At 71.8% G+C, this 24,021-nt stretch carries 23 protein-coding genes and 1 tRNA gene; 13 read left to right on the top strand and 11 right to left on the bottom strand.

The annotated features are described in order from the left end of the window. Positions 1–208: 208 nt before the first annotated feature. Both ABT147_RS09210 and ABT147_RS09205 read right to left on the bottom strand, forming a co-directional pair. Positions 209–880 (bottom strand): hypothetical protein, encoded by a 672-nt coding sequence (locus ABT147_RS09210; protein ID WP_351403606.1) that lies wholly within the window; start codon positions 878–880, stop codon positions 209–211. Between the two features lie 5 nt (positions 881–885). Beyond that, positions 886–1,644 (bottom strand): hypothetical protein, encoded by a 759-nt coding sequence (locus ABT147_RS09205; protein WP_351403605.1) that lies wholly within the window; start codon positions 1,642–1,644, stop codon positions 886–888. A 168-nt stretch (positions 1,645–1,812) separates the two neighbouring features. Between ABT147_RS09205 and ABT147_RS09200 the strand changes: the two genes are divergently transcribed. After that, positions 1,813–2,346: a GNAT family N-acetyltransferase gene (locus ABT147_RS09200; RefSeq protein WP_351403636.1), complete on the top strand. Its 534-nt coding sequence runs from the start codon at positions 1,813–1,815 to the stop codon at positions 2,344–2,346. Here ABT147_RS09200 and ABT147_RS09195 read toward each other — a convergent pair. Beyond that, a complete protein-coding gene (locus ABT147_RS09195) occupies positions 2,327–4,534 on the bottom strand; it encodes an MDR family MFS transporter (protein WP_502983055.1) in 2,208 nt (735 codons plus the stop codon). The two genes, ABT147_RS09200 and ABT147_RS09195, sit on opposite strands and share 20 nt — an antisense overlap. Before the next feature lie 198 nt (positions 4,535–4,732). On the opposite strand from ABT147_RS09195, the gene ABT147_RS09190 reads away from it, so the two are divergent. Next, on the top strand, positions 4,733–5,785 hold the full coding sequence (locus ABT147_RS09190) for a peptidoglycan-binding domain-containing protein (RefSeq protein ID WP_351403603.1): 1,053 nt from the start codon (positions 4,733–4,735) through the stop codon (positions 5,783–5,785). A 110-nt stretch (positions 5,786–5,895) separates the two neighbouring features. Here ABT147_RS09190 and ABT147_RS09185 read toward each other — a convergent pair whose 3' ends face one another. Next, entirely contained in the window at positions 5,896–6,039 is a 144-nt protein-coding gene (locus ABT147_RS09185; protein ID WP_351403602.1) for a hypothetical protein, read from the bottom strand. Between ABT147_RS09185 and ABT147_RS09180 the strand changes: the two genes are divergently transcribed. Beyond that, positions 6,040–6,363: an antibiotic biosynthesis monooxygenase family protein gene (locus ABT147_RS09180; protein ID WP_351403601.1), complete on the top strand. Its 324-nt coding sequence runs from the start codon at positions 6,040–6,042 to the stop codon at positions 6,361–6,363. 146 nt (positions 6,364–6,509) lie between these two features. Here ABT147_RS09180 and ABT147_RS09175 read toward each other — a convergent pair whose 3' ends face one another. Together ABT147_RS09175 and ABT147_RS09170 are read right to left on the bottom strand one after the other, a co-directional pair. Beyond that, positions 6,510–7,178, bottom strand: coding sequence for an HAD-IA family hydrolase (locus ABT147_RS09175; RefSeq protein WP_351403600.1), 669 nt, complete (start codon positions 7,176–7,178; stop codon positions 6,510–6,512). 224 nt (positions 7,179–7,402) lie between these two features. After that, positions 7,403–7,984, bottom strand: coding sequence for a TMEM165/GDT1 family protein (locus ABT147_RS09170; protein WP_351403599.1), 582 nt, complete (start codon positions 7,982–7,984; stop codon positions 7,403–7,405). A 679-nt stretch (positions 7,985–8,663) separates the two neighbouring features. Here ABT147_RS09170 and ABT147_RS09165 point away from each other — a divergent pair. The 5 genes from ABT147_RS09165 (at position 8,664) to ABT147_RS09145 (ending at position 14,671) form a co-directional block, all read left to right on the top strand. Then, a complete protein-coding gene (locus ABT147_RS09165; protein WP_351403598.1) occupies positions 8,664–9,308 on the top strand; it encodes an HNH endonuclease family protein in 645 nt (214 codons plus the stop codon). A gap of 86 nt (positions 9,309–9,394) precedes the next feature. Further along, complete coding sequence (locus ABT147_RS09160) at positions 9,395–11,062, top strand: alkaline phosphatase D family protein (protein WP_351403597.1); 1,668 nt, start codon at positions 9,395–9,397, stop codon at positions 11,060–11,062. Between the two features lie 167 nt (positions 11,063–11,229). Next, positions 11,230–13,332, top strand: coding sequence for an FAD/NAD(P)-binding protein (locus ABT147_RS09155; RefSeq protein WP_502983054.1), 2,103 nt, complete (start codon positions 11,230–11,232; stop codon positions 13,330–13,332). Positions 13,333–13,418: 86 nt separating this feature from the next. Further along, entirely contained in the window at positions 13,419–13,874 is a 456-nt protein-coding gene (locus tag ABT147_RS09150) for a DoxX family protein (RefSeq protein WP_351403594.1), read from the top strand. A 185-nt stretch (positions 13,875–14,059) separates the two neighbouring features. After that, a complete protein-coding gene (locus ABT147_RS09145) occupies positions 14,060–14,671 on the top strand; it encodes a DedA family protein (RefSeq protein ID WP_351403593.1) in 612 nt (203 codons plus the stop codon). 410 nt (positions 14,672–15,081) lie between these two features. Here ABT147_RS09145 and ABT147_RS09140 read toward each other — a convergent pair whose 3' ends face one another. Continuing rightward, the gene (locus ABT147_RS09140; protein WP_351403592.1) at positions 15,082–15,309 is read right to left on the bottom strand and encodes a DUF2277 domain-containing protein; all 228 of its coding nucleotides are present in this window, start codon (positions 15,307–15,309) and stop codon (positions 15,082–15,084) included. Positions 15,310–15,540: 231 nt separating this feature from the next. Between ABT147_RS09140 and ABT147_RS09135 the strand changes: the two genes are divergently transcribed. After that, positions 15,541–16,449 carry a ketopantoate reductase family protein gene (locus tag ABT147_RS09135; RefSeq protein WP_351403591.1) on the top strand — a complete coding sequence of 303 codons (909 nt, stop codon included), beginning with the start codon at positions 15,541–15,543 and terminating at the stop codon, positions 16,447–16,449. A 90-nt stretch (positions 16,450–16,539) separates the two neighbouring features. Here the strand turns inward: ABT147_RS09135 and ABT147_RS09130 are convergent, their stop codons facing one another. Continuing rightward, positions 16,540–17,466, bottom strand: coding sequence for a LysR family transcriptional regulator (locus tag ABT147_RS09130; RefSeq protein ID WP_351403590.1), 927 nt, complete (start codon positions 17,464–17,466; stop codon positions 16,540–16,542). Between the two features lie 155 nt (positions 17,467–17,621). On the opposite strand from ABT147_RS09130, the gene ABT147_RS09125 reads away from it, so the two are divergent. Beyond that, the gene (locus ABT147_RS09125; RefSeq protein ID WP_351403589.1) at positions 17,622–17,948 is read left to right on the top strand and encodes a DUF8825 domain-containing protein; all 327 of its coding nucleotides are present in this window, start codon (positions 17,622–17,624) and stop codon (positions 17,946–17,948) included. A gap of 45 nt (positions 17,949–17,993) precedes the next feature. On the opposite strand, the gene ABT147_RS09120 is transcribed toward ABT147_RS09125, so the two are convergent. After that, positions 17,994–18,065 (bottom strand) — tRNA-Val (locus tag ABT147_RS09120). Positions 18,066–18,260: 195 nt separating this feature from the next. On the opposite strand from ABT147_RS09120, the gene ABT147_RS09115 reads away from it, so the two are divergent. The 3 genes from ABT147_RS09115 to ABT147_RS09105 all read left to right on the top strand — a co-directional run bounded on the left by ABT147_RS09115 (position 18,261) and on the right by ABT147_RS09105 (position 21,436). Next, positions 18,261–19,055: a DUF4097 family beta strand repeat-containing protein gene (locus ABT147_RS09115; RefSeq protein WP_351403588.1), complete on the top strand. Its 795-nt coding sequence runs from the start codon at positions 18,261–18,263 to the stop codon at positions 19,053–19,055. Positions 19,056–19,165: 110 nt separating this feature from the next. Beyond that, positions 19,166–20,644 carry a hypothetical protein gene (locus ABT147_RS09110; protein ID WP_351403587.1) on the top strand — a complete coding sequence of 493 codons (1,479 nt, stop codon included), beginning with the start codon at positions 19,166–19,168 and terminating at the stop codon, positions 20,642–20,644. 216 nt (positions 20,645–20,860) lie between these two features. Beyond that, positions 20,861–21,436: a DUF4383 domain-containing protein gene (locus ABT147_RS09105; protein ID WP_351403586.1), complete on the top strand. Its 576-nt coding sequence runs from the start codon at positions 20,861–20,863 to the stop codon at positions 21,434–21,436. 10 nt (positions 21,437–21,446) lie between these two features. On the opposite strand, the gene ABT147_RS09100 is transcribed toward ABT147_RS09105, so the two are convergent. Continuing rightward, a complete protein-coding gene (locus tag ABT147_RS09100) occupies positions 21,447–22,589 on the bottom strand; it encodes an amidase domain-containing protein (protein ID WP_351403585.1) in 1,143 nt (380 codons plus the stop codon). Between the two features lie 105 nt (positions 22,590–22,694). Continuing rightward, positions 22,695–23,981: a polysaccharide deacetylase family protein gene (locus tag ABT147_RS09095; protein ID WP_351403584.1), complete on the bottom strand. Its 1,287-nt coding sequence runs from the start codon at positions 23,979–23,981 to the stop codon at positions 22,695–22,697. Positions 23,982–24,021 lie beyond the last annotated feature (40 nt).

The raw sequence follows: 24,021 nt of genomic DNA, 5'->3' as shown, positions 1-24,021 counted from the left end.
CCGCGGCCAACTCCCCACCCAGCACACCCGGTCAACGACACACCCGACCAAACAGACACGCCACCGACGAACGAACCTGACCAAGCACTACTAGGGCCTGTTGCGAAAGTGGCGCCTGCCGCGCCCCCGTATGAGGCCGCGCCCAGGCATGAGGCCGCGCCCCGGGGCACGACCCGGGGCGCGGCCTCGTCGGTTGCCGCCGGCGGCGTTACAGCCGCAGCAGCCGTTCGGTCAGCTCCCGGTAGTCGCGGAGGGCGAGGCGGAGCTGTTCGGTGTCGGTGGCGGGACCACGGTCGCCCTCGCCGGTCTGCCAGGTGGCGCGGAGGGTGCGGCGCCGCTGGGTCATCGCGTCGGTGAAGCGGGCGGTGACCTCTTCGAGGACGTGATCGGCCTCCTCCACCGCCGACCGGGGCTCGTCGACGAACCCGCCGACCGCGTGGTGCAACCGCGTCGTCAGCTTGTCGGACTCGTCGTGGGGCAGCAGAGCGGACCCGGAGGACCGGGAGCCGCCGCCGGTGCCGTGCGCCTCGACATGGTCCTCGCGGGCCACCGGACCGGTGCCCGTACCGACACCCGGCGCCCTGGTCCTGGCGTCGGTCCGACCTCCTGTCCGGGCGTCGGTGAGGCCGTCCGTCCTGGGGTCGGTACGGCCCTCGGTACGGCCCTCGGTGCCGCCGTCGGTGCGGCCCGCCGGGGTGTCGTGTCCCGGCACGACCGTCGCCCGGGTGCCCGTGGCTCCCGCGGAGCTCGTCGTGTCCGCCGCCCGTGTGACCGGCGGGATCCCGCTCCCCTTCACCCCGTCCCGCCTCGCGTCGGCCTCCCGTGGCTCGCGCGGACCGCGTCCGCGGATACCCTCGCCCCTCGTCGTATCGTCAGTCATCCCCGTCAACTCCCCTTCGCGTGGCGCCTGGTGAGCGCCCATGGCAGATGGGACCGGTGGCGGCCGTCGGCGGCCGTACCGTCGCGCTCGTCGCGTCGCGCCGTGCCGTCGCGGTGGGCCGGGGCCTCGCGGCCCGCGGTGCCGTCTCGGTCCGCGCGCGCGTCCCGGCGGTCCGGTGCCACCAGGTCCTCGAACAGGGCGCGGGCCTCGATCATGGCCTCGCGCATCTCCTCGGTACCGGTACCGGTGCCGGGGGCGGTGCCGTTCGCGGAGCCCGTACGGCCCCGGCCGGGGTCGCCGGTGGTGTGCGCCGCGAGGTGCACCCGGCGGTAGCCGTGCACATGGTGGGCGTGGTGGACGGAGAGCGCCTCCAGCTGGGTCTCGTAGTGGCCGCCGTCCGGGAAGCCCCGGGCCCCGGCCACCTCGGAGAGCAGCCGGTCGGCCTCGGCGACCGCCTCACGTGGCGAGTCGACGAAGCGTTCCTGGGCGGCCGCCCAGCGGGACTCGTAGCGTTCGCGCTCCGCGCTCGGCAGCGGCAGCTTCTCCAGCGAGCCGTGCCGCTTCACCCGCTCCGCGAGTTCCCGGGCGGCGGCCCGCTCGTCGCCGTCATGGCGGGTCACGGTCCGCTCGTACTCGGGTCCGAAACGCCGCTTCAGCGATCCGCCGCCACCCGCGTTCCCACGGGCACGCAGGGTGAGGACGGCCGCCACGACGACCACGGCCGCCACGATCACGATCAAAGCGATGATCAAGCCTGTGGACATGAATGCCTTCCAGAGTCCTCGGCCCGGGCGTCTCGCCCCATCGGGCCGTTTCGCACCGGGTTGCCCGAACCCGTTCGTTCAAACGGCAAGCGCGTGGGAGGAGGGCGACGGCGTAATTCGTTTGCGGCCCCCCGGCCCCCGCTCCCGACAATGACCGCCATGACCCCCATGACCCACCTGACCGGCACGGCTGACACGGCCGGCACGACGACCGCCTGGTCCGTGGCCGCCGAGCCCCACGACTCCCCCGTCGCCGCCGCGCTCTGGCGGGCGTACTACACGGAGGTCAGCGACCGCTGGTATCTGCTGCACGAGGGGCGGGTCACGGACCCGGACGAGCTGGAGCGGGAGGTCGCCGCGGACTCCGGGGAGTATCTGGCGCCGCCGGACGGGGTGCTGCTGGTGGCGCGGTACGGGGGCGAGCCGGTCGGGACGGCGGGGGTGCGGCTGGCGGACGCCTCGACGGCCGAGCTGAAGCGGGTCTTCCTGCTGGCGGAGGCACGCGGCAAGGGCGGTGCCGCGCTCCTCGTGACGGCGGCCGAGGACGCGGCCCGCGCGCTCGGCGCCGACCGGATGGTCCTCGACACCCGGGGCGACCTGGTCGAGGCCCGCGCGCTGTACACCCGGCTCGGTTACGAGGAGAGCGCCCCGCACAACGACCACGCGTACGCGGAGCACTGGTTCACGAAGAAACTGACGTAGGCGGAGGGGGCGGAGGGGACGGAGGGGGCGTGGGAGCCGCCGGGGGCGTGGGCGGAGTACCGGAGGTCGTCGTGGCCGACGGCCGGCGGGTGATCGCACGCTCGTCGTGCGGGCGTTCCGCGTCCGAGCCGCACAGCTCGGCGTTGAGTTCCCCGACGAGGCGGACGAGGTCGGTGGGGCGGTCGGGGCCCCACCAGTCGCCGAGGAGTTCGGCGAGGGAGTCCTCGCGGGCCTTGGCGAGCCGCTCGGCGGCCTCGTGGCCGGTGTCGGTGAGGACGAGGTCGATGCCGTCGCGGCGGGCGAGGCCGCGCTCCTCGACCTGCCGGGTCGCCGCCATGATGATGTCGAGCGGGACGGTGCTGCGCTCCGCGAGCACGGCGGGTTCGGCCCAGCCGTACCGCCGGATACGCAGCAGCAGCCAGCTCGCGGCGGGCAGCAGGTCGTAGCCGGCCCGTGCGGTGATCTTCCGGTAGATCTCGCGGCGGCCCTCCCGTGACCCGAGCACCGACAGCGCCCGGCACACCTCGTCGTACGACGACCGCTCCACGGGGTTGCTGGCGAGCGTCTCGGTGGCGTCGGGCGCCGTCACGGAGGCCCGCAGCCGGTCCTCGCGCAGGAACCAGGCGAGGACGAAGCCGAGGAGGGCGACCGGGGCCGCGTAGACGAAGACGTCGGTGATGGAGGAGGCGTACGCGTCGAGGACGGAGGGGCGCAGCGCGGCCGGCAGTTCGGCGATCTCGCGCGGGTCGGCCTTCAGCCCGTCCACGCTCACGCCGGCCGGCAGCCGGGCCCCGTCGAGGGCGTCGGAGAGCCGGTCGCCGAGGTGCCCGGCGAAGACCGTACCGAAGACGGCCACGCCGAACGAGGCGCCGATGGACCGGAAGAAGGTCGCGCCGGAGGTGGCGACGCCGAGGTCCTCGTACGAGACGGCGTTCTGCACGACGAGGACGAGGACCTGCATGACGAGGCCGAGGCCGAGTCCGAAGACGAAGAGGTACGCGCTCATCTCGCCGTCGCCGCTGTCCGCGTCGAGCTGGTGCAGGAGCAGCAGGCCGAGCGTGGTGACGGCCGTCCCGGCGACGGGGAACACCTTCCAGCGGCCCGTACGGCTGACGATCTGCCCGGAGACGGTCGAGGAGAGCAGCAGCCCGAACACCATCGGCAGCATGTGCACACCGGACATGGTCGGCGAGATCCCGTGCACGACCTGGAGGAACGTCGGCAGATAGGTCATCGCGCCGAACATCGCGAAGCCGACGACGAAGCTGATCACGGCCGAGAGGGTGAAGGTGCGGACGCGGAACAGCTTGAGGGGCAGGACGGGTTCGGCGGCCCGCCGCTCGACGGCCACGAAGACGACGACGAGCAGGACGGCGAGTACGGAAAGGCCGATGATCTGCGGCGAGTTCCAGTCCCAGGTGGTGCCGCCGAGGGAGGCGACCAGGACCAGACAGGTGGCCACGGAGGCGATGAGGAAGGTGCCGAGGTAGTCGATGACATGCCGTTCGGCCTTGCGCGGGATGCGCAGCACGGCGGCGATGACGAGCAACGCCACCGCTCCGACCGGCAGGTTGACGTAGAACACCCAGCGCCAGCTCAGATGCTCGGTGAACAGCCCGCCGAGCAGCGGCCCGAGCACACTCGTCGCGCCGAAGACCCCGCCGAACAGCCCCTGGTAGCGCCCGCGTTCACGCGGCGGGACGAGATCCCCGACGATCGCCATCGACAGGACCATCAACCCGCCGCCGCCGAGGCCCTGCAGCGCGCGGAACCCGATCAACTGGGGCATGTCCTGCGCCATTCCGCACAGTGCCGACCCGATGAGAAAAATCACGATCGCCGTCTGGAACAGCCGCTTGCGGCCGTACTGGTCGCCGAGCTTCCCCCACAGCGGGGTCGCCGCCGTCGCGGCCAGCATGTACGCCGTGACCACCCACGACAGGTGTTCCAGTCCGCCGAGGTCGCTCACGATCGTCGGCAGCGCCGTCGACACGATGGTCTGGTCGAGTGCCGCGAGCAGCATCCCCAGCAGCAGGGCCCCGATGGAGACCATCACACCCCCGGGCACGCCCTCGTCGACGGGCACGCCGTGACCACGGGGGCCGGACGGGGGCGTGCGCGCGGCGGTGTCGTCGCCGGTGGGGCCGGTGGGGCCGGTGTCGGCGGCGTGGTCGGTTTCGTCGGTCATGCAGACCTCCCGAGGGCCCGAGGACCTCGTACGGCGTCCCCAGTCTCCTCCTCTTTCTCCGTGTCCATCCCATCGTGATCGGTGTGACCGGTTATGGCCTGTCGAGCTGATCCGGAACCTGTGGTTCCCGGGGCGCCTGGGAGATTCTGTGACGGCCATTTGCTTAAACTCTGGAGTCTTCGCGGGGAGGAACGACACGTGAGTGAACCGACCAGTCACATATGCCCGGAATGCTCCACACCCCGGGCCTCGGACGGCACACCGTCCTGCGCGTGCGGCCGCCGCGCGTCCGAGGCCCTGCTCGAAGCCCGTACGGCCGAGGCGGCGGCCGCGGAGGACTTCGACCCCCTCCGGATACGGCCCTATGTGGAGCTGGGCGGCGACCCGGACCCCCGTACACCGGCGCCCGACCGGGCTTCGACGATCGCCATGCCGATGACCACGGCGACCACGGCGACCACCGCGACCGGGACGGGCACGACGAGCGGGACGGACACCTGGATGTTCGACCGGGGCGCCGGGGAGCGTGACGGGGGCGGGGCCGGAACCGGCGCGGCGCCCTCGGCGGAGCACTCCGGACGTCGGCGTCGTCGGCGCCGCCGTACGGGGCTCGTCGTCGCCCTCGCCGGAACCGCCGTCGCGGGGGTGATGGCCGCCGCCGGGATCGCGAGCGGGCTGTTCTCGTACGACGCCCCCGAGCGGGACCGCGCGCTGCCGGACGACCTGCGGGCGAGCGCGCCGGACACCTCGCCGGACGGGGAGGCGTCACCGGTGGAGCGGTCCGGGCAGGGCGGGGGCGGGGAGCCCGCGCCGGCGCCCCCGGGCGGTGGTGGCGCCTCGTCGCCGCGCCCCACGAAGAGCGCGTCCCCTTCTCCCTCGCCGTCCCAGTCGTCGGGCTCGCCGTCGGCGTCCGCCTCGGCCGACCCCACGCAGAGCGCGCCCAGCGCCAGTGCCTCCACCGGTTCGTCGGCCGCCGACGCGGACGACACGGACGAGGCGGACAACAGCCGGCTCGTGCCGCCCCAGACGCTGCGCCTCGGCGACGACGACCCCGAGGTCACCGAACTACAGCTCCGGCTGGGCGAGTTGGGCTACTACGAGGGCGACATCGACGAGAGCTTCGACAGCCAGGTCGAACAGGCCGTCCGCCGCTACCAGAAGGACCGCGGCATCACGGCGAAGGAGGAGGAGCCGGGCGTCTACGGCCCGGTGACGCGGGAGCGGCTGGAGTCCCAGACCAAGGAACCGTGACGGACCGCCCCTTCGCGCCGCGGCACGAAGGAGCGGTCGCCCCTGGCGGCGAGGGCCGTCCGGCCGAGCGCGCTACGTGACGGTGGCCTGCGCCGAATACACCATCAGGGTCACCAAGACGACTTCGATCGTCCGTGGACGCAGCGGCCGCGGCGGACGCGGCGGATGTCGTGCGTGTCGTGGGTGTAGGAGACTGCTCGCACGTCGTCCAGGTCGGGGCGCCACGCGGCGCCCTCCTTGCTGAGAGGTGTCATGTGCCCAGCGTGGTAAAGATCAATGTCCTCACGGTTCCCGTGGAGCAGCGCGAGGTGCTGGAGAAGCGGTTCGCGTCCCGCGCCGGGGTGGTCGAGAACTCCGACGGCTTCGAGTGGTTCGAACTCCTCCGTCCCGTCGACGGCACCGACAACTACCTCGTCTACACCCGCTGGCGTGACGAGGCGTCCTTCCAGGCGTGGATGGAGGGCCCCATGAAGCAGGCCCACCAGGGCGGCGGCGAGCGCCCGAAGCCGGCCGCCTCCGACTCGACCCTCTGGTCCTTCGAAGTCGTCCAGCAGACGGGCCCGAAGACCGAGGCCTGACGCCCCCCGTTCGGGAACCCCGTCGCCCCCGCCCGACAACCGCGCGACCGCGACCGGGCGGGGGCGCATCGGCATCAGGGGGCCCACCGTGGGGCGAGAGAGCGACCGAATGGCCCCCCGGCCCTCACCTCCGCCGTCTCCCGTCGTCAACCGCCCACGTACAGCCGGATCGTCCCGTCCTCGGCCGGCTCGACCCGTACGGATGTCAGGTCGGGCACCACCACGTCCGGGCCGTGGGCCCGCGCGCGCTCGCCGATGCCGACGACCCGCATCCCCGCGGCGCGCCCGGCCGCGATCCCCGCCTCGGAGTCCTCGAAGACGACGCAGTCCTCGGGGGCGATGCCCAGTTCGGCGGCGCCCTTCAGAAAGCCCTCGGGGTCCGGCTTGCTCGCGCCGACCGACTCGGCGGTGACGCGCAGCTCGGGCAGCGCCAGCCCGGCGGCGGCCATGCGTGCCGTGGACAGCGCGACGTCCGCCGAGGTCACGAGGGCGTGCGGCACACCGCCGGCGACGAGGGAGGCGAGGAACTCCGGCGCGCCGGGGATCGGGACGACGCCGTCGACGTCGGCGGTCTCCTCGGCCAGCATCCGCACGTTGTCCGCGAGGTTCTGCTCCATGGGCCGGTCGGGCAGGAGTACGGCCATCGTGGCGTACCCCTGGCGGCCGTGCACCACCTTCATGATCTCGGTGCCGTCCAGCCCGTGCCGCTCGGCCCAGCGCCGCCAGACGCGTTCGACGGCCGCGTCCGAGTTGACGAGGGTGCCGTCCATGTCCAGCAGGAGGGCGCGGGCGGTCAGAACGGTGGTGGCCGTCATCAGCAGCTCCAAGGCGCGAAAGGAAACGCGGTGAGAAACACGGTGAAACCGCGGCGGGAAACACGGAAAGAACGCGGGAAAGTACGGGGCCGCGGACGGTCGGACCCGGCCCGAGGCGGCCCTGAGGGACAAGGCGGCCCCGCCCACCGGTCAGGGAGTGCGGGCGGGAGCCACTTTGTTCCTCCACGGTACAAAACAAACGGGGTTCCCCGCCACCCCCTCACTCATCCCGCCACGGCCTCCCACAGACTCCACACACCGAGCCCGACCATCAGCACGGCGGCGACCTGGGTGATCAGCTTCAGCGGCACCCGCTTCATCAGCGCCTTGCCGCCGACGATGCCGAGCCCGGCGACGGCCCACAGGGCGAGGACCGCCCCGAGCCCGACGGAGAGCGGGTCGTCGTACCGGGCGGCGAGGTTCGCCGTCATGACCTGGGTCAGGTCACCGAACTCGGCGACCAGGATGAGCATGAACCCCGCCCCCGAGACCTTCCAGAAGCTCTGGTTCTCGGGCCGCCGGACCTCCTCCTCGTCCTCCCCCTTCTTCATCAGCAGCACCGCCGCGCCACCCAGGAACAGCACGCCCGTCAGCGCGTGCACGATCTGCTGCGGCAGCAGGGTGAGGACACTGCCCGCCGCCACGGCGAGCGCGACGTGTACGGCGAAGGCGGCGGCGACACCGGCGAAGACGTACGAGGCGCGGTAGCGGGTGCCGAGGACGAGGCCGGCGAGGGCGGTCTTGTCGGGGAGTTCGGCGAGGAAGACGACGCCGAAGACTAGCGCCGTGACACTGAAGCTGATCAAGGTTCCTCAATCGGTCGGGCCGCCCCACCGAGAGAAATCATCCGCTGACGCGACACCTCGGCACGGCAGCACACGGTGCGTCCGTGCCGGGCGGCACGGGCGGTGCACTGCTTGCCGAAGGTCTCGCTGGCGCGGCCCCGACCCACGGGACCCGCCTCCGGGCGCCGGCTCAGACGAGCTGAGCAGTATGTCGACGGTCCGGCGAAGAGCTACTCCCCTTCTGCGGGGTCCATGGTACGCCGGGCGCGTCAGGGGGTGGGGGTGCGGGTCCACTGGCGGCCGCGGGCCCGGTGGGGCTTCTCGCGCAGTTCCCCGCGCCCCTGAAAAGCAGGGGCTGCGCCCCGTGCTTTTCAACCCGCAGCCCCGGCACCTTTCAGGCCCGCAGCCCCGCCGCTCTTCAGGCCGGCGGGGCCGTGGTCTTTTCAGGCCCGCAGGGGCCTGAATCTTTCAGGGGCGCGGGGAACTGCGCGAGAAGCCCCACCGGCCCGCACCCGACACCGCACCCCAGACACCCCAGACACCCCACCCCCACAGGCGCCCGGCCACAATCACGACCACACCCCTTGTCGTGTCATGCACACGTCACTAGCTTCTCACCGGACGCACATCCGCCGGTAACACAGCGACGCGACCCTTCAATCGCTCGCGCCCCACACCCCCGGCCCCACAAGGAGTTCCCATGCGCAGGTTCTACGCGCGTCGACGGCTCAGCATACTCACCGCGCTCAGCGGATTGATAGCCTCCGTCGCGCTCTTCAACGCTCCGACCGCCTCCGCCGCGCTGCCGACCCCGGTCAGCGCCGCCACCGCCCGCACCTACCTCGCCAGCCTGACCGTGGCGACCGAGGACCGCACCGGGTACAACCGGGACCTGTTCAACCACTGGATCACCATCAGCGGCACCTGCAACACCCGCGAGACGGTCCTCAAGCGCGACGGTACGAACGTCGTCACCAGCTCCGCCTGCGCCGCCACCAGCGGCTCCTGGTACTCCCCGTACGACGGCGCCACCTGGACCGCCGCCGCCGACCTGGACATCGACCACCTGGTGCCGCTGGCCGAGGCCTGGGACTCCGGCGCCGACAGCTGGAGCAGCGCCACCCGCCAGGCGTTCGCCAACGACCTGACCCGCCCGCAGCTCATCGCCGTCACGGACAACGTGAACCAGTCGAAGAGCGACCAGGACCCGGCCGAGTGGATGCCCTCGGTCACCTCCTACCGCTGCACGTACGTCCGCGCCTGGGTCCAGGTGAAGTACTACTACGACCTCTCCGTCGACTCCGCCGAGAAGAGCGCGCTCACCAGCTACCTCGCGAACTGCTGACACGCTCACAAGAAAGTGGCCCGGAACCTCCCCGTTCCCCTCCGTCGTTCCGTACCGTACGGGGCGACGGAGGAGAGTGATCGCTGATGACGGGGCTGCGCCTGGGACCACTGCTGAGATATGTGGACGGCTCGTCCGCGACCGTATGGGTCGAGGCGAGCCGCCCCTGCGTCGCCGAGGTGCGCTGCGCCGGCGGCGGGCGCGGCGAGGCCCGTACCTTCCAGATCGCCGGCCACCACTACGCGCTGGTCCCGGTGACGGGCCTCACCCCGGGCACGGCCTCGGCGTACGAGGTGCTCCTCGACGGCGCGCCCGTGTGGCCGCTGCCCGACTCCCCCTTCCCGCCCTCCGAGATCCGCACCCCGGCCGAGGGGGACACCGTCCGGGTCGCCTTCGGCTCCTGCCGCTGGGCCGCGCCGCCCGCCGGGGAGCCGGACCCGGTGGGCCCGGACGCCCTGGACACCCTGGCGGCCCGCCTCGCCACCGAACCTGGCACCGAGCGCCCCGACGTGCTCCTCCTGCTGGGCGACCAGGTCTACGCGGACGAGACCTCCAAGGCCACCGGCGCCTGGCTCGCGGCCCGCCGGAACCTGGCGGACCCGCCGGGCGAGCAGGTGGCGGACTACGAGGAGTACACCCACCTCTACTACGAGTCCTGGCTCGACCCCGAGATCCGCTGGCTGCTCTCCACGGTCCCCAGCTGCATGATCTTCGACGACCACGACGTCATCGACGACTGGAACACCAGCGAGGCCTGGCTCACCGGGATGCGGGCCACCCCCTGGTGGCGCGAGCGCATCCTGAGCGGCCTGATGTCGTACTGGGTCCACCAGCACCTCGGCAACCTCTCCCCCGCCGAGTTGGCCGCCGACCCGGTCCACGCCGCCGTACGCGCCACCCCGGACGGTACGGACGCGCTGCGCGCCCACGCCTCCCGGGCCGACCAGGACCCGGCCTCGGTCCGCTGGAGCTACCGGCGGGACTTCGGGCGCGTCCGCGTCCTGATGCTCGACTCCCGCGCCGCGCGCGTCCTCGAGGAGGGGAACCGCTCGATGCTGAACCCCGGCGAGGCCGAGTGGCTGCGCAGCGAGGCCCTGGACGCGCCCGGCTCGTACGACCATCTGCTCATCGGCACCTCTCTGCCCTGGCTGCTGCCGCACCTCGTGCACGACGCCGAGTCCTGGAGCGCCGCCCTGTGCCGGGGCGAGCGCGGGGACCGCTGGGCGCGGTTCGGGGAGAAGCTGCGCCAGGGCGCCGATCTGGAGCACTGGGCGGCCTTCCCCGCCTCCTTCGAGGCCCTGACACGGCTCGTCGCGGAGGTGGGCTCGGGCCCGGACGCCCCGGCGACCGTCCTCGTCCTCTCCGGCGACGTGCACCACGCGTACATCGCCGAACCGACGTGGCCCACCCCCGGTACCGCCGGTACGCCCGGCGCTCCCGGCGCTCCCGACGCCCGCGTGCTCCAGCTCACCTGCTCCCCCGTGCACAACTCCATCCCCCTCTCGATAAGGCTCGGCTTCCGCTTCGGCTGGAGCGGGACGGGGCGGGCGCTCGGCCGGTGGTTCGGGCGGCACGGGCGGGGTGAGCGGCCGTCGATCGACTGGCGCCGGACGGGCGGCCCGTGGTTCGGCAACCACCTCATGACGCTGACGCTGCACGGCCGTTCGGCACGGCTGCGGCTCGACCGCGCGCGGGCCCGGCGGGGCGGCAAGGCACGACTGGAGACGACGTCGGAGTCGGTACTCACCCCTTAATCCACCCATTGCGCCCGGTTGTTCCCCCTGTTGTCCGAGATGCTCGTGAGGCATCCCACACCTGGTGCGCCTGATGGGTTCCAGGGCTCCGTTCCCATGACGTACGGCGGCATGATGAGGCGGACCGTCCGCTTCCCGGCGGGCGGTCCGCCGCGCCGCACCCCACGATGCGCCCCACACGCACGGGAGTTACCCCCTTGTCCGATTTTCCAGGGATCAGTGACATCGGCAGTGACAACGGCAGTGACGTGTGCATCGCTCTCGTCGGCGCCGGCCCGCGCGGCACCAGCGTCCTGGAACGCCTCTGCGCCTCGGCCCCCGAACTGCTCCGCCCCGGCACCCGGCTGACCGTCCACGTCGTCGATCCCGCGCCGCCGGGCCCGGGCCAGGTCTGGCGCACCGCCCAGTCCCCCCACCTGCTGATGAACACGGTGGCCTCCCAGGTCACGCTGTTCACCGACGACAGTGTGGACTGCTCGGGTCCGATACGCCCGGGCCCGAGCCTGTACGAGTGGGCGGCCGGGGAAGCGGGACCGGGACAGCCGGGCAGGCCGCCGGGGTTGGGGCCCGACGACTATCCGACCCGGGCCCAGTACGGCCGCTATCTGGAGTGGGTCTTCGCCGAGGTGGTGCGCTGCGCGCCGCCCGGGATCCGGGTCGAGGTCCACCGCACCCGCGCGGTCCGCCTAGACGACGCCCCCGACGGCCGCCAGCGGCTCACCCTCGCCACCGGCCGCGTCCTCACCGGCCTCGCCGCCGTGGTCCTCGCCCAGGGCCATCTGCCCACCGTCCCGGACCGGCCCGAACGCGACCTGACCGCGTACGCCGCCCGTCACGGCCTGCGCCACTTCCCGCCCGCCAACCCGGCCGACCTCGACCTCTCGCCCGTCGCCCCCGGCGAACCCGTCCTCCTGCGCGGCCTCGGCCTCAACTTCTTCGACCACATGGCCCTGTTGACGACCGGCCGGGGCGGACGCTTCGTACACGACGAGCACACCGAGCACGCCGGGAAGAAGCCCGGCCTGCGGTACATCGCCTCCGGCCACGAGCCCCGCCTGTACGCCGGCTCCCGGCGCGGCGTCCCGTACCAGGCACGCGGCGACAACGCCAAGGGCCCCTACGGTCGCCACACCCCGCTCGTCCTGACCCCCGAGGTCATCGCGGCCTTCCGCAAACGCGCGGACTCCGGCGAGGCGCCCGATTTCCTCTCGGAGATATGGCCGTTGGTGGCGAAGGAGGTCGAAACGGTCTACTACGAAGGGATATTGGGAAAGCCGACGCGCGACCGCCACGACCGCCACGACCGCCACGACCGCAGCGACCACCGCGACCTCTTCGACGGCGCGAGGCTCCCCACCTCCTCCCCCGCCTCCTTCCCCACCCCCTTCCGTGACCGTTTCCTCTCCGCGCCCCACCGTTCCCCCCAAGAGGCCGCCGTTCTCGACGAGTTCGGGGTGGCGGCGGCGGACCGGTGGTCGTGGGACCGGGTGTCCCGGCCGTATACGGGACGGGAGTTCGCGGACACGGAGGAGTGGCGGGAGTGGCTGCTGGAGTATCTGCGGGAGGACGCGGCGCAGGCGGCGCTCGGGAACGTCGACGGGCCGGCGAAGGCCGCGCTGGACGTGCTGCGGGATCTGCGGAACGAGCTGCGGCTGATCGTGGACCACGGCGGGCTGGCGGGCGCGTCGCGCCGGGAGCATCTGGACCGCTGGTACACGCCGCTGAACGCGTTCCTGTCGATCGGCCCGCCCCGCAGCCGTATCGAGGAGATGTCGGCGCTGATCGAGGCGGGCGTACTGACCGTGCTCGGCCCGCGACTTGAGGTACGGCCGGGGGACGATGCCTGGCTGGCCCGTTCGCCCGACGTGCCGGGCTCGGAGGTCCGGGTGACGACGGTGGTCGAGGCCCGCCTCCCCGAGCCGGAGCTGCGCAGGACCGCCGACGAGTTGCTCGCCGGACTGCTGAGGACGGGAGGGTGCCGCCCGCACCGGGTGGATGGTTACGAAACGGGAGGGCTGGACGTAACACCGCGGCCGTATCGTCTGATCGACCGTCAAGGAGCCGCGCACGAACGGCGGTTCGCGTTCGGGGTGCCCACGGAGGGGGTGCACTGGGTGACGGCGGCGGGCGCCCGACCGGGGGTGGATTCGGTCACGCTTTCGGACGCGGATGCCGTGGCGCGAGCGGTTCTACGTGCGACGACATGCGAAAAGACCCCTCAAGAGCGGGTAAAGAGCTGGCCAGATGTTGAACTTGCAAGCATCGATTAGGCCTGCCTAACGTGGGTGACTCACCGGTAATAACCGTCCCCACCGGTCCCACAAGGACCGGGTCACTACCGAAGGAGTCCCCCACCATGACCGGACGCCTCAACAGCGCCCAGCCATACGCCCTCGGACTGTTCCGCATCGTCATCGGCCTGCTCTTCGTCTGCCACGGCGCCCAGAAGCTCTTCGGCCTGCTGGGCGGCGCCGACGGACAGGGCGGCACCGTCGCCGCCGGCACCTGGCCCGGCTGGTACGCGGCCGTCATCGAACTCGTCGGCGGCTCCCTGGTCATCCTCGGCCTCGGCACCCGCGCAGCGGCGTTCGTCGCCTCGGGCGCCATGGCCTACGCGTACTTCAAGGTCCACCAGCCGCAGGCCCTGTGGCCGGCCGAGAACGGCGGCGAGAGCGCGGCCCTCTACTGCTGGGCCATGTTCCTGCTGATCTTCACCGGTTCCGGCGCACTCGGCCTCGACCAGCTCTTCGCCAAGCGCCAGTCGGCGTCGGCGGACGAGACGGCGACGAACAAGTCCCCTGTGGCGGCCTGACCTACTGACGCGGCAACCGAGGCCGCCGGGGACACGACTCGCCCCCGGCGGCCTCACCCACTCTCCCGAATGAACTCGGTGTGACAGACACATGAGCCCCTGTGGGCCGTCTGTCATACCCGGGGCGTACGCTGTTCGGCTGGCACGGGTTGCCGTGCTGTCGGGGGAAAACAGGAGAGTGCTCGGTGCTTGAGAGTCTGGGTTGGCTGGCCGCCGGCCCATGGATCTACGCCGTCGTGGGCGTGTCCATCGTGCTGGACGTGTTCCTTCCCGTGCTCCCGAGCGGTGTCCTGGTCGTCGCGGTGGCCACGGCGGCAGCGGCGGAGACGGCGGCGGGCGCGATGGCCCGCGAGGTCCCCGACATCCTCGTACTGATGCTCTCGGCGGCGACCGCGTCCGTGCTCGGTGACCTGGTGGCGTACCGGCTGGCCTGGCGGGGCAGCGCCCGGCTCGACCGCGCCATCGCCCGATCCCGGCGCCTGACCACCGCGCAGGAACGTCTCGGCGCCGCGCTCGCGAAGGGGGGCGGCTTCCTGGTCGTCGTCGCCCGCTTCGCCCCCGCCGGCCGCTCCGTGGTCTCCCTCGGCGCCGGCGCCGCCCGCCGTCGCGCCCGCGACTTCCTCCCCTGGTCCGCCGTCGCCGGCCTCACCTGGGCCGCCTACAGCGTCGCCCTCGGCTACCTCGGCGCGCAGTGGCTCGGCCCGACCTGGCTCGCCACGGCCGTCTCTCTGGCAGCCCTCTTCGGCGCGGGAGCGGCAGCGGCGTACTTCATGCGGCCGCCTCGCGCCAGCAGCTGACTCCGGGCGCGGGAGAACTCGGCGGTACGGGTTTCGTCGGCGGGTGCGGGTGCGTCGTGGTTGCTCGCGCAGTTCCCCGCGCCCCTGAAAAGCCGGGGCTGCGCCCCGCGCTTCTCACCCCGCAGCCCCGCCCCCTCTCAGACCCGCAGCCCCGCCGCTTTTCAGACCCTGCGGCCGTGGTCTTTTCAGGCCCGCAAGGGCCTGATCTTTTAGGGGCGCGGGGAACTGCGCGAGAAGCCCCACCGAACCCGCACCCACCCACGCACCCCAGACACCCCCCACCCCCGAACAACCCACCCACCCAAGCGACCACCCATCCCGACACCCCACCCACCCCAAACCACCCCACGGGGTCGAAGGGGCAGCGCCCCTGGGGGATGGGACGGGTAGGGGCGGCGGGGGCGAGGAAACTACCCGGCCCGCCGCGGAGCGCCCCGTACCTCCAACCCCGCCAACAACTCCGCCGTAGCCTCCGCGATCACATCCACCGCACGATCGAAAACCTCACGATTGTGCGCGGCGGGCGCACGGAACCCGGACACCTTACGAACGTACTGAAGCGCGGCGGCCCGAACGTCCTCCTCCGTGGCCTCTTCAGGAAGGACAGGCGGTCGAAGAGTCTTGATACTGCGGCACATGCCCCCAGTCTCCCGCGTCCACCCCCACAACCCCAGCCCCCAGGACAACCAGAAGACCGCCCAGAGGACCAGGCAGAAGGCCGGCCGGCCCCCGCCACCCCCCAACACCCCCACGCACCCCCAAGTGTCACCTTGGACATCAGCAAGTTCCCCCGAGGATTGACTCCACCCTCCACTCCGCGTGATCATCACCAGGCCTGGCCCGACCCACCCGGCAGAAACGAGGGGACCATGACGAACGAACGGCTCACGGTGGCGATCCTGGGCCCCGGCGGCGTGGGCGGCCTCCTCGCCGCCCTCCTGTCCCGCGCCGGAAACCGAGTGATCTGCCTGGCCGGCGAGGCCACCGCACAGACCCTGGCGAAGGACGGCATCCAGGTCACCAGCCCCCGCTTCGGCGACTTCACCGCCCGCGTCGAAACCGCACCCACCCTCCAGGAACCGGTCGACGCCGCCCTGATCGCCGTGAAGCACACCACCCTGACGGCAGCCCTGGACCGCCTCCCCCCGACCGCCCTGACCCCCGGCACCCTGCTCGTCCCGTTCCTGAACGGCGTCGAGCACCCGGCGGCCCTCCGCGCCCACTACGGCGACACCGTCCCCGTCGCCCCCGCCACCATCCGCGTGGAGTCGACCCGCGTCGCCCCGGGCGTCATCGAACACGGCAGCCCCTTCGCGGAGGTCGACCTGACCGGCGACACGGCCCCACGGGAGCGCCTCAACTCGCTTGCCGGGGCCCTGGAATGGTCCGGCGTGGGCACCCGCGTCCTGCCGGACGAGACGGCGGTGCTGTGGGCGAAGATGTCGTTCCTGGCCCCGTTCGCCCTGCTGACGACCCGTCACGGCCTGCCCCTGGGCGAGATCCGCACCCACCACCGTGAGCAACTGACCGCCCTGGTCGAGGAGACGGCGGCTGTCGCCACGGCGGCCGGCGCCCCCGTGGACCCGGCCGAGACCCTGCACCGCTACGACGCCTTCCCACCCGCCACCAAGTCCTCCATGCAACGCGACGCGGAGGCCGGCCGCCCCCTCGAACTGGACGCGATCGGCGGCGCGTTGCTCCGCGCGGCGGAACGCCACGGCGTACCGACACCGGTCGCGGCCGAGCTGGTGGAGGAACTGCGCAAGGCGGGCCACTGACCCGACGAAAGAACCACGAGGCCTCGAAGTCCCTCCGCGTGACTTCTAAGCCACCCCGAAACCCGGAAGCGCCCCCAGGTCTCCCGCCCGTCACCCCGAGACCGCCCGCACCCCACCCCCCACCCGCACCGCGTGCCGGGCCACCGTGTCGGCGAAGGCGCGGGCCGGCGGTGACAGCGCCTCCCAGCGCCGTACGGCCCAACCGACGGTGAGCGGAGGCAGATCGGGGACCGGGACGAAACGCAGCCCGGGGTGGCCGGGGCCGGTCCAGCCCGGGAGCGCGGGGACGACGGCGTGGCCGACGCCGAGTTCGGCGAGGAGGATCGCGGTGTCCCAGTCGGCGACACCGGCGCCGGAGGGGCCGGCTGTGATGCCCAACGCGCGGTAGGCGGCGTCGAGATGGGCGTACGAGGTGGAGTTCTCCGGCAGTCCGATGAGCCGCATCCCGTCCAGCTCGTGCCCCTCGACCCGTTCCCGCCCGGCGAGTTCGTCGTCGGCGCGTACGGCGAGCACCCAGGGCAGCTCCGCCACGGCCCGCTGTTCGATGCCCCGGACGGCGGGCCCGAGGGTCAGCCACGACAGGTCGAGGTCCCGGGTCGGGTCGGCCAGCGCGTCGCAGCAGCCCGCGCTCGACCGTACGGTCTGGAACTCCAGGCCCACGTCCGGGTAGGAGCGCCGGAAGTCGACGATGCCCTGTGCCATGAAGTGCCGCACGGTCGTGCCGCCGGTGGCGATCCGTACGACCCCGCCGTCGCCGCGCACCATCTCGGCCAGCCTGCGCAGCGCGAGGTCGAGCCCGGTGATGCCCTCGGCCGCCGCCTCCTGGAGCACCCGCCCGGCCCGGGTGGGCACGACCCCGCGGGCCTGCCGCTCCACCAGCCCGACCCCGACCTCCCGCTCCAGCCGCCGTACGTGCTGGCTCACCGCCGACTGGGTGCAGCCCAGCTCACGGGCCACCGCGCTGAGGCTCCCGGCCCGGCACACGGCGACGAAGACACGGAGATCGTCGAGGGTCACCCGGCGACGATAGCAACGATCGCCAAGCCGAACCTTGGGGGTCGATCACCCTCCTCAAGGACCTCCTTCACCCGGCCCACCCGTTCGGATGAACCCGCGCGCGAAGTGACAGAAGGAACTCGCATCCCAAAATCGAACAGGCGTACCATTGCCGCGTGGCTAAGACCTATGACTTCCCCAGCGACCTCCTCGCCGGTCAGGAGGAGCTGCATCAGGTCCGGGCCGAGCTCCTGGCACTGCTGAAGCGGCTGCCCTGGTCGGTCGAACCCCTGGACGGCTTCAGTGACGACAACGGCTGGCGCAAGATCGAACGCCCCGCCTCCCCGGGCTGGACACCCGACGAGCAGGCCGAGGTCGAGAAGCTCCGCGAGCGCGAGCGCGAACTGGCGGTCTTCGTGAGCTGCCACCGCTTCTGGTCGGAGGTCGCCGCCGAGGAGAAGGTCGAGGCCCGCACCCGTCTGAAGCACGCCCACGAGTCCTGAGACGCGAAAGACCCCGGCCGATCACGGCCGGGGTCTTCGTCCCGGTGGGCATGGACGGTTTCGAACCGCCGACATCCTGCTTGTAAGGCAGGCGCTCTACCCCTGAGCTACACGCCCGAGTACGAGTCGACAGCCTACATTGCCCGGGGGCGTGCCCCACAAACCCATATCCGGCCCCCGATCGGGGCCGTCCCGGAGGCCGTCCGGGGGGTTATCCCCACCCCTGATCCGGGAGCGGCCCGGATCCTCCCGATCGCGTCCGCTCCGTACGGTCGGGGGACAGCTGAAATCCAGGCCCCAGGGGGAATCGTCATGGCACGCACGGCTCGTACGACGCGCACGGCTCGCAGGTCCCGCACGGGAGCGGTGGCCGTAGCAGGTCTCGCCGTCGCGCTCATGGCGTCCGTCGCCGCGTGCGGGGCGGATGCCGGGGAGGACCGGGATCCGGAGCACCGGAGCTTCGCCCTGGAGGGGCGGACGCTCACGGTCGACTCGGACAACTCGGCGCTCGAACTGGTCGCGGCGGACGTGGACGAGGTCGAGGTGACCCGGTGGTTCGAGGGGCGGGTCATGGTCGGCGGGAAACCGCGGGTGACCTGGGAGATGAAGGACGACCGGCTGACCCTGCGGATGAAGTGCTCCGGTGTGGTCGCCGACTGCTCGGCCAGGCACCGGATCGAGGTGCCGCGCGGGGTCGCCGTCGCCGCGCGGAGCGACGACGGGAGTGTGACCGCGAAGGGCTTCGCGGCGCCGCTGGAGGTCCGGTCGGCCGACGGTGGCGTACGGGTCAGCGACTCCACGGGGCCCCTGGAGCTGCACACCGACGACGGTTCGGTGCGCGCGCTCGGGGTCGAGTCCCGGAGCGTCAAGGTGAGCACGCAGGACGGTTCGGTCAAGCTCGAACTCGGCGTCGTACCGGACCTGGTGGAGTCCCGCAGCGACGACGGCTCGATCAGTATCGCGTTGCCGCGCGACACGTCGTACCGGGTCGAGACCGGAAGCGACGACGGTTCCGTGGACGTGTCGGTGCCCCGTGACAAGGGCAGCTCCCATGTGGTGACCGCCCACAGCCAGGACGGCTCGGTGAACGTGCGCACCTTGGACTGAGAGTGGACCGAGGGTCTTGGGGGAACCTCGAACCGATCGACCCGTGTTTTCGTCCTTGACCGGTGGGAGAATGGCACCGGTCAGGGTGGATGACAGCACGGGAGAGGGATGTGACGGCGACACCTGCAGAGCCGTACACGCCGATTGTGCCGAGCGCACAACAACCCCACAGCCGTGCACCACGACCAGCGGACCCACCCCCGTCCCGACCGCCGTACGCCGGCCCTCGCGCGCCCCGGCCCCGCAGGGCCCCGCGCCCCCGCCGGTCCTCCGCCGGACGGGACGCGGTCGTCCTCCTCGCGCTCCCGCTCCTCGCCGCCCTCGTGCTGCCCGCCGCGTTCGCCGGGGGCGGGACCCGGCGGTGGTTCGGCGGGCGGGCGGAGGGGCAGCGGGCCGAGGCGCAGGCGGCGAAGGACGCCGCGGCGGCCGCGTTCTACGAGCTGGACACCGCCCAGCGGGACCTGCGGATCTCGATAGAGACGATCACGGCGGTGGACGACTCCCCGGGCGCCCGCCGGGCGGCCGAGGGCTTCGAGGCGCTGGGCCGGCGGATCGACGAGGTCAGCCACCAGTACATCAACGCCGTCGACGCCCATGACCTGGACCGGGACGACCTGGAGGCGTCCGCGGCCGCCCGGGCGCGGGCCGAGCTGACGACCGCCAAGGACGAGCTGGGGCGGGTCAAGCAGGAGCTGGACCGGTTCGCCCAGGGCCTCGGCCCGCTGCTCGGCAAGGCCGAGACCCAGCTGGCCCGGCTGGTCCCGGCGGTGGAGCGCGCCCGGCAGGGCCTGCTCGCCGCCTCCAACGCCCTGGACGCCGTACGGGGTTCGCAGCTGAGGGCCGACGACCTCGCCGCCCGTCTCGCGGCCCTCGCGCCCGAGCTGACCAAGCTCAACCAGGGGGCGGGGCAGCACGGCGTACGGGAGACGCTGGAGCGCGCGGACCGGGTCGTACGGGAGGCGGAGGCCGTACGCGCCGAGGCCGAGCGGCTGCCGGAGAAGGCCGCGGAGATCGACCACCGGCTGGTGTCGCTGCGGACCCGCGCGGAGGCGCTGGGCACCCGGGCGGGGCAGGTGCCGCAGGTGCTGAGCGAGCTGCGGCGGCGGTTCGTGGCGGCCTGCTGGCAGGACCTCCAGCAGGTGCCGGACCAGGCCGCGCGGGACGTCGAGCAGGCCCAGCTGAAGCTGCGCGAGGCGCGGGCCGCGCGGGACGCGCAGCGCTGGCCGGACGCGACCTCGCTGCTGTCGACCGTGCGGGCGCTGCTGAACCACACCGACGAGGAGGTCTCGGCGGCGGGCGACCGGCTGCGGCGGCTGAACGCCGTGCAGAAGGACCCCCAGCAGGAGATCGACCGGACGCGGTTCGCGATCCGGGACGCACAGCGGCTGGCCATGACGGGGCGCTCCACGCCCGAGCCGCGGCACGCGCGGCCGCTGGACGACTCCGTGGAGCGGCTGGAGCGGGCGATCGCCACGCTGGAGGGGCGTCACCCCGACTACTGGCACTTCCTGACGGAGGCCGAGGCGGTGCGGCAGAACGTGGCACGGGTGGTGGACCTGATCCGCAAGGAGCGGGGGGCGGGGGCCTGAGTTCTTCGCCCCCGCCGCCCCTACTCGTCCCATCCCTGGGGACTGCGCCCCCAGACCCCCGCCATCGCCCTTCGGGCTCGTCCTCGAACGCCGGACGGGCTGAGAGGGTGCCGGACAGGCCGAGAAGCCACTGGGTTGCCCGCCGGAGCGCCCCGGCGGATGCTGAAGGAGTAGGTAAGCAGGCCTCCGCTCATGCTCGTGCGATGGGAGGCGGACATGGCCACACATGCCACGCACACGGTGCGGCCCAGGGGGCGGCACGCGGGTCCCCGGCGGCGGATCAGGATCGACGAGCATCTGCCCGTCGACCACCGGCTCAGCCGGGTCTACCGGTTCGGGGCGGGCCTGATGGGGCTGTTCCTGCTCGTCTTCGGCATCCTGGGCCTGATCGACAAGGTGGGCTGGTTCGACACCAACGGCGACGAGGTCGTGGGGCTGAACACCAACGGCACGCTGAGCGTCCTGTCGATCGCCGTGGGTCTGCTGCTGCTCGTCGGCATGGTGATCGGCGGCAACTTCGCCTCCACCCTGAACATGACGCTGGGCGTCCTGTTCATCCTGAGCGGCTTCGCCAACATGGCCCTGCTGGACACCGACTCCAACTTCCTGGCGTTCCGCATCCAGAACGTCCTGTTCAGCTTTGTCGTCGGCATCCTGCTGATGACGTTCGGTATGTACGGCAGGGTCGGCACGGCACTGCCGCACGACAACCCGTACTGGCGCGCCCGGCACCCGGAACGGGCCGACGCCCTTCCCGAGACCGAGGGGAAGGGCGCCGACCGAGCACGGTGAGGCCTGAGGCTCAGGTGCGGTACGCGTAGTAGTTCGCGGTCGGGTACGAGGCGATGATGCTCGCGACCGAACGGCGGTAGGTGTCCGCGTCGTGGTACGTCAGGTAGGGGACGCCGCTGGAGCTGCGGTAGGTCGTCATCATGGAGTGGTCCTTGTCCCCGTCCGCGTTGAAGTCCACCTGCAGGACGTCACCGACGTCCATCTGGTAGACGTTCGCGAGCGCGGTGGTCCGCTTGGCGGTCTGGGTGAACCAGGACCACTCGTTGACGCCGATCCAGGCGTCAGCCGTACCGTTCGAGGCGTAGTACCAGGTGTCGTACTCCTCGGGCGTGACCGTGGAGATCTGCTTCCAGCCGCCCGCCAGGAGACCCTGGCTGAGGTAGTTGGTGCAGTCGCCGCCCAGCGAGTTGTACTTGCGGTACGCCGGGTTGTAGTTCTTCCAGTACTTCTCGGTGTACGTCGCCATCGCGTTGTAGTTGTACGCGCCGCCCGTGAGCGTCTTCGGCTTGGCCACCGGGTTGCGGGTGGTGGCGGCCTTCGGGGCGCTGATGATCGCCATCGGCGTACGGCTCAGCTTGGCGTCCGCCGCCGGGGCGACGGGCTCGTTGATGCGGGGAGCTCCGCCGTCCGTGGACCGCATGGCGGTCAGCTGCCATCCGCCGCCCGTCCGCGCGGTGAAGGTGAGGACGTGGTGGGCCTCGAAGCCCGTGGAGGCGGGCTCGTCGCCGCGTATCTTCTTGTACTTGAGGGTCGTGGTCTCGGTGACCTTGACCGTGGCCTTCTTGCCCTTGACCGTGGCGCCGTCGACGGTGACCTTGGTGTCCGCCGACGTGTACGCCTCGCCCAGGCCGGCCAGGCGGGACTTGGTGCCCTTCAGGGCGGACAGCTTGCCGTCCTCGGCCTTCTTCTGGCCGGCGGACAGCTGGACGCCACCGGTGGGCTTCAGCGACTTGCGGGCGGCCTTGCTGCCGAGCAGGACGGCCGTGCGGTCGGTGAGCACGTTGTCCGCGACGCGACCGAAGGCGTCCTTGGTCGCGCTCGTGACCTTGGGCGTCGACGCGGCGGCGCTCGCCGCGGTGACGGGCAGCAGCGCGGAGGCCAGCACGGCCGCCGTGAGGGTCGAGCCTGCGAGGCTCAACGTCCTTGATCTCACTGGGATTCTCCTTGACCCGGGTTGGTCTTACCCGGGAGCGAATCTTTACATGACCTCCTCAACTCAAGAGAGGCCGGGGGGTATAACAAATGGGCAACCGCGCGTTTATTTCACGACTGTCGCCCAGTCGGCGGGAGCCTGGGCGGGGTCGAGTCCGCGCAGGTTCGCCAGGGTCTGGGGCGACTGGACGTCCATCCAGTCGGCGAGTTCGTCGAAGGACACGCACCGCACGTCCTTCTTCACGCAGACGGTCTTGATGACCTCGTCGACGGCGTTCATGTAGATGCCGCCGTTCCACTGCTCGAAGTGGTTGCCGATGAGCAGGGGTGCGCGGCTGCCGTAGTACACGCGGTTGAAGCCGGCCATGTAGGTGTCGATGGTCTCCTGCTGCCAGGTCGGGTACATGGCCGGATCACCCTCGGTCTGGCCCTCCGACTGGTTGTAGAGGAAGTTGAAGTCCATCGACAGCGCCTGGTACTCGTCGTTGTACGGGAGCATCTGCAGCGGGAAGTCCCAGATGCCGTTCTTCTTGCCGGGCCACACCTGGTAGGCGCCGGGCGAGCTGGCGTCGTAGCGGTAGCCGAAGTCCTTGACGGCCTTCACCAGGTTGTCCTGGCCCTCCAGACAGGGGGCGCGGCCGCCCTTGACGGCGTCGACGGTGAAGGGCAGCGGGTCGAGGTCGGTGGCGCCGGTGTTGGTCTTCCAGTTGGCGACGAAGTCGTTGAACTCCTTGATCTCCTGCTTCCACTCCGCGACGCTCCAGTCCTTGCCGCCCTTGTCGCCGCAGAAGTGCCCGTTGAAGTGGGTGCCTATCTCGTTGCCCTCCTCCCACGCCTCGCCGAGCTCTTCGAGGGTGGTGCGGATGTGTTCGTCCGTGGGGTAGCTGATCGCGGCGGCGCCCTTGTCGTGCTGCGGCGGGTCGTAGAGGTCCCGCTTCTCCTTGGGCAGCAGATAGATGCCCGTGAGGAAGAACGTCATATGGGCGTCGTACTTCTTCGCCATCTGCCGGTAGTGCTCGAAGAGGTTGTCGTCGCCGGCCAGCGCGCCGTCCCAGGAGAAGACGACGAACTGCGGGGGCTTCTCACCCTTCTTGAGCGGTACGGCCTTCAACCGGCCCGTCTGCGGGCCGGTGTAGGAGGTCGAGCCGTCCCCGATGATCTTGACCTTGCCGTCCCACTCGGGTTCCTTCTTCGTGGACCCCTTGGTGTCCCCGCTGCCGGCCGACGAGGCGGTCGGCGCGGTGTCGGCCGAACGATTCAGCACCAGGTAGCCGCCGACCAGCGAGGCGACCACGAGGAGCGCGGCCACGGTCAGGAACTGGGGGCGGGTGGTGCGGCGCGGCGGACGCGCCTTGCGACGGCGGCCTTTGTGCGGCTTGCTGCCAGGGTTCATGTACGGCTCATTCTGCGAGGGTGGCGGGTCCGGGTGCGCA

The organism is Streptomyces sp. NPDC001868 (genome assembly GCF_040297125.1).
GTDB lineage: Bacteria > Actinomycetota > Actinomycetes > Streptomycetales > Streptomycetaceae > Streptomyces.
This window is presented reverse-complemented; position numbering and strand designations above follow the sequence as displayed.

Bases quoted from the DNA above. Each gene is read 5' to 3' on its own strand.
- ABT147_RS09210 (WP_351403606.1), bottom strand. From the start codon at position 880: ATGACTGACGATACGACGAGGGGCGAGGGTATCCGCGGACGCGGTCCG.
- ABT147_RS09205 (WP_351403605.1), bottom strand. From the start codon at position 1,644: ATGTCCACAGGCTTGATCATCGCTTTGATCGTGATCGTGGCGGCCGTG.
- ABT147_RS09200 (WP_351403636.1), top strand. From the start codon at position 1,813: ATGACCCACCTGACCGGCACGGCTGACACGGCCGGCACGACGACCGCC.
- ABT147_RS09195 (WP_502983055.1), bottom strand. From the start codon at position 4,534: ATGACCGACGAAACCGACCACGCCGCCGACACCGGCCCCACCGGCCCC.
- ABT147_RS09185 (WP_351403602.1), bottom strand. From the start codon at position 6,039: ATGACACCTCTCAGCAAGGAGGGCGCCGCGTGGCGCCCCGACCTGGAC.
- ABT147_RS09175 (WP_351403600.1), bottom strand. From the start codon at position 7,178: ATGACGGCCACCACCGTTCTGACCGCCCGCGCCCTCCTGCTGGACATG.
- ABT147_RS09165 (WP_351403598.1), top strand. From the start codon at position 8,664: ATGCGCAGGTTCTACGCGCGTCGACGGCTCAGCATACTCACCGCGCTC.
- ABT147_RS09160 (WP_351403597.1), top strand. From the start codon at position 9,395: ATGACGGGGCTGCGCCTGGGACCACTGCTGAGATATGTGGACGGCTCG.
- ABT147_RS09155 (WP_502983054.1), top strand. From the start codon at position 11,230: ATGCGCCCCACACGCACGGGAGTTACCCCCTTGTCCGATTTTCCAGGG.
- ABT147_RS09150 (WP_351403594.1), top strand. From the start codon at position 13,419: ATGACCGGACGCCTCAACAGCGCCCAGCCATACGCCCTCGGACTGTTC.
- ABT147_RS09140 (WP_351403592.1), bottom strand. From the start codon at position 15,309: ATGTGCCGCAGTATCAAGACTCTTCGACCGCCTGTCCTTCCTGAAGAG.
- ABT147_RS09135 (WP_351403591.1), top strand. From the start codon at position 15,541: ATGACGAACGAACGGCTCACGGTGGCGATCCTGGGCCCCGGCGGCGTG.
- ABT147_RS09115 (WP_351403588.1), top strand. From the start codon at position 18,261: ATGGCACGCACGGCTCGTACGACGCGCACGGCTCGCAGGTCCCGCACG.
- ABT147_RS09105 (WP_351403586.1), top strand. From the start codon at position 20,861: ATGGCCACACATGCCACGCACACGGTGCGGCCCAGGGGGCGGCACGCG.
- ABT147_RS09095 (WP_351403584.1), bottom strand. From the start codon at position 23,981: ATGAACCCTGGCAGCAAGCCGCACAAAGGCCGCCGTCGCAAGGCGCGT.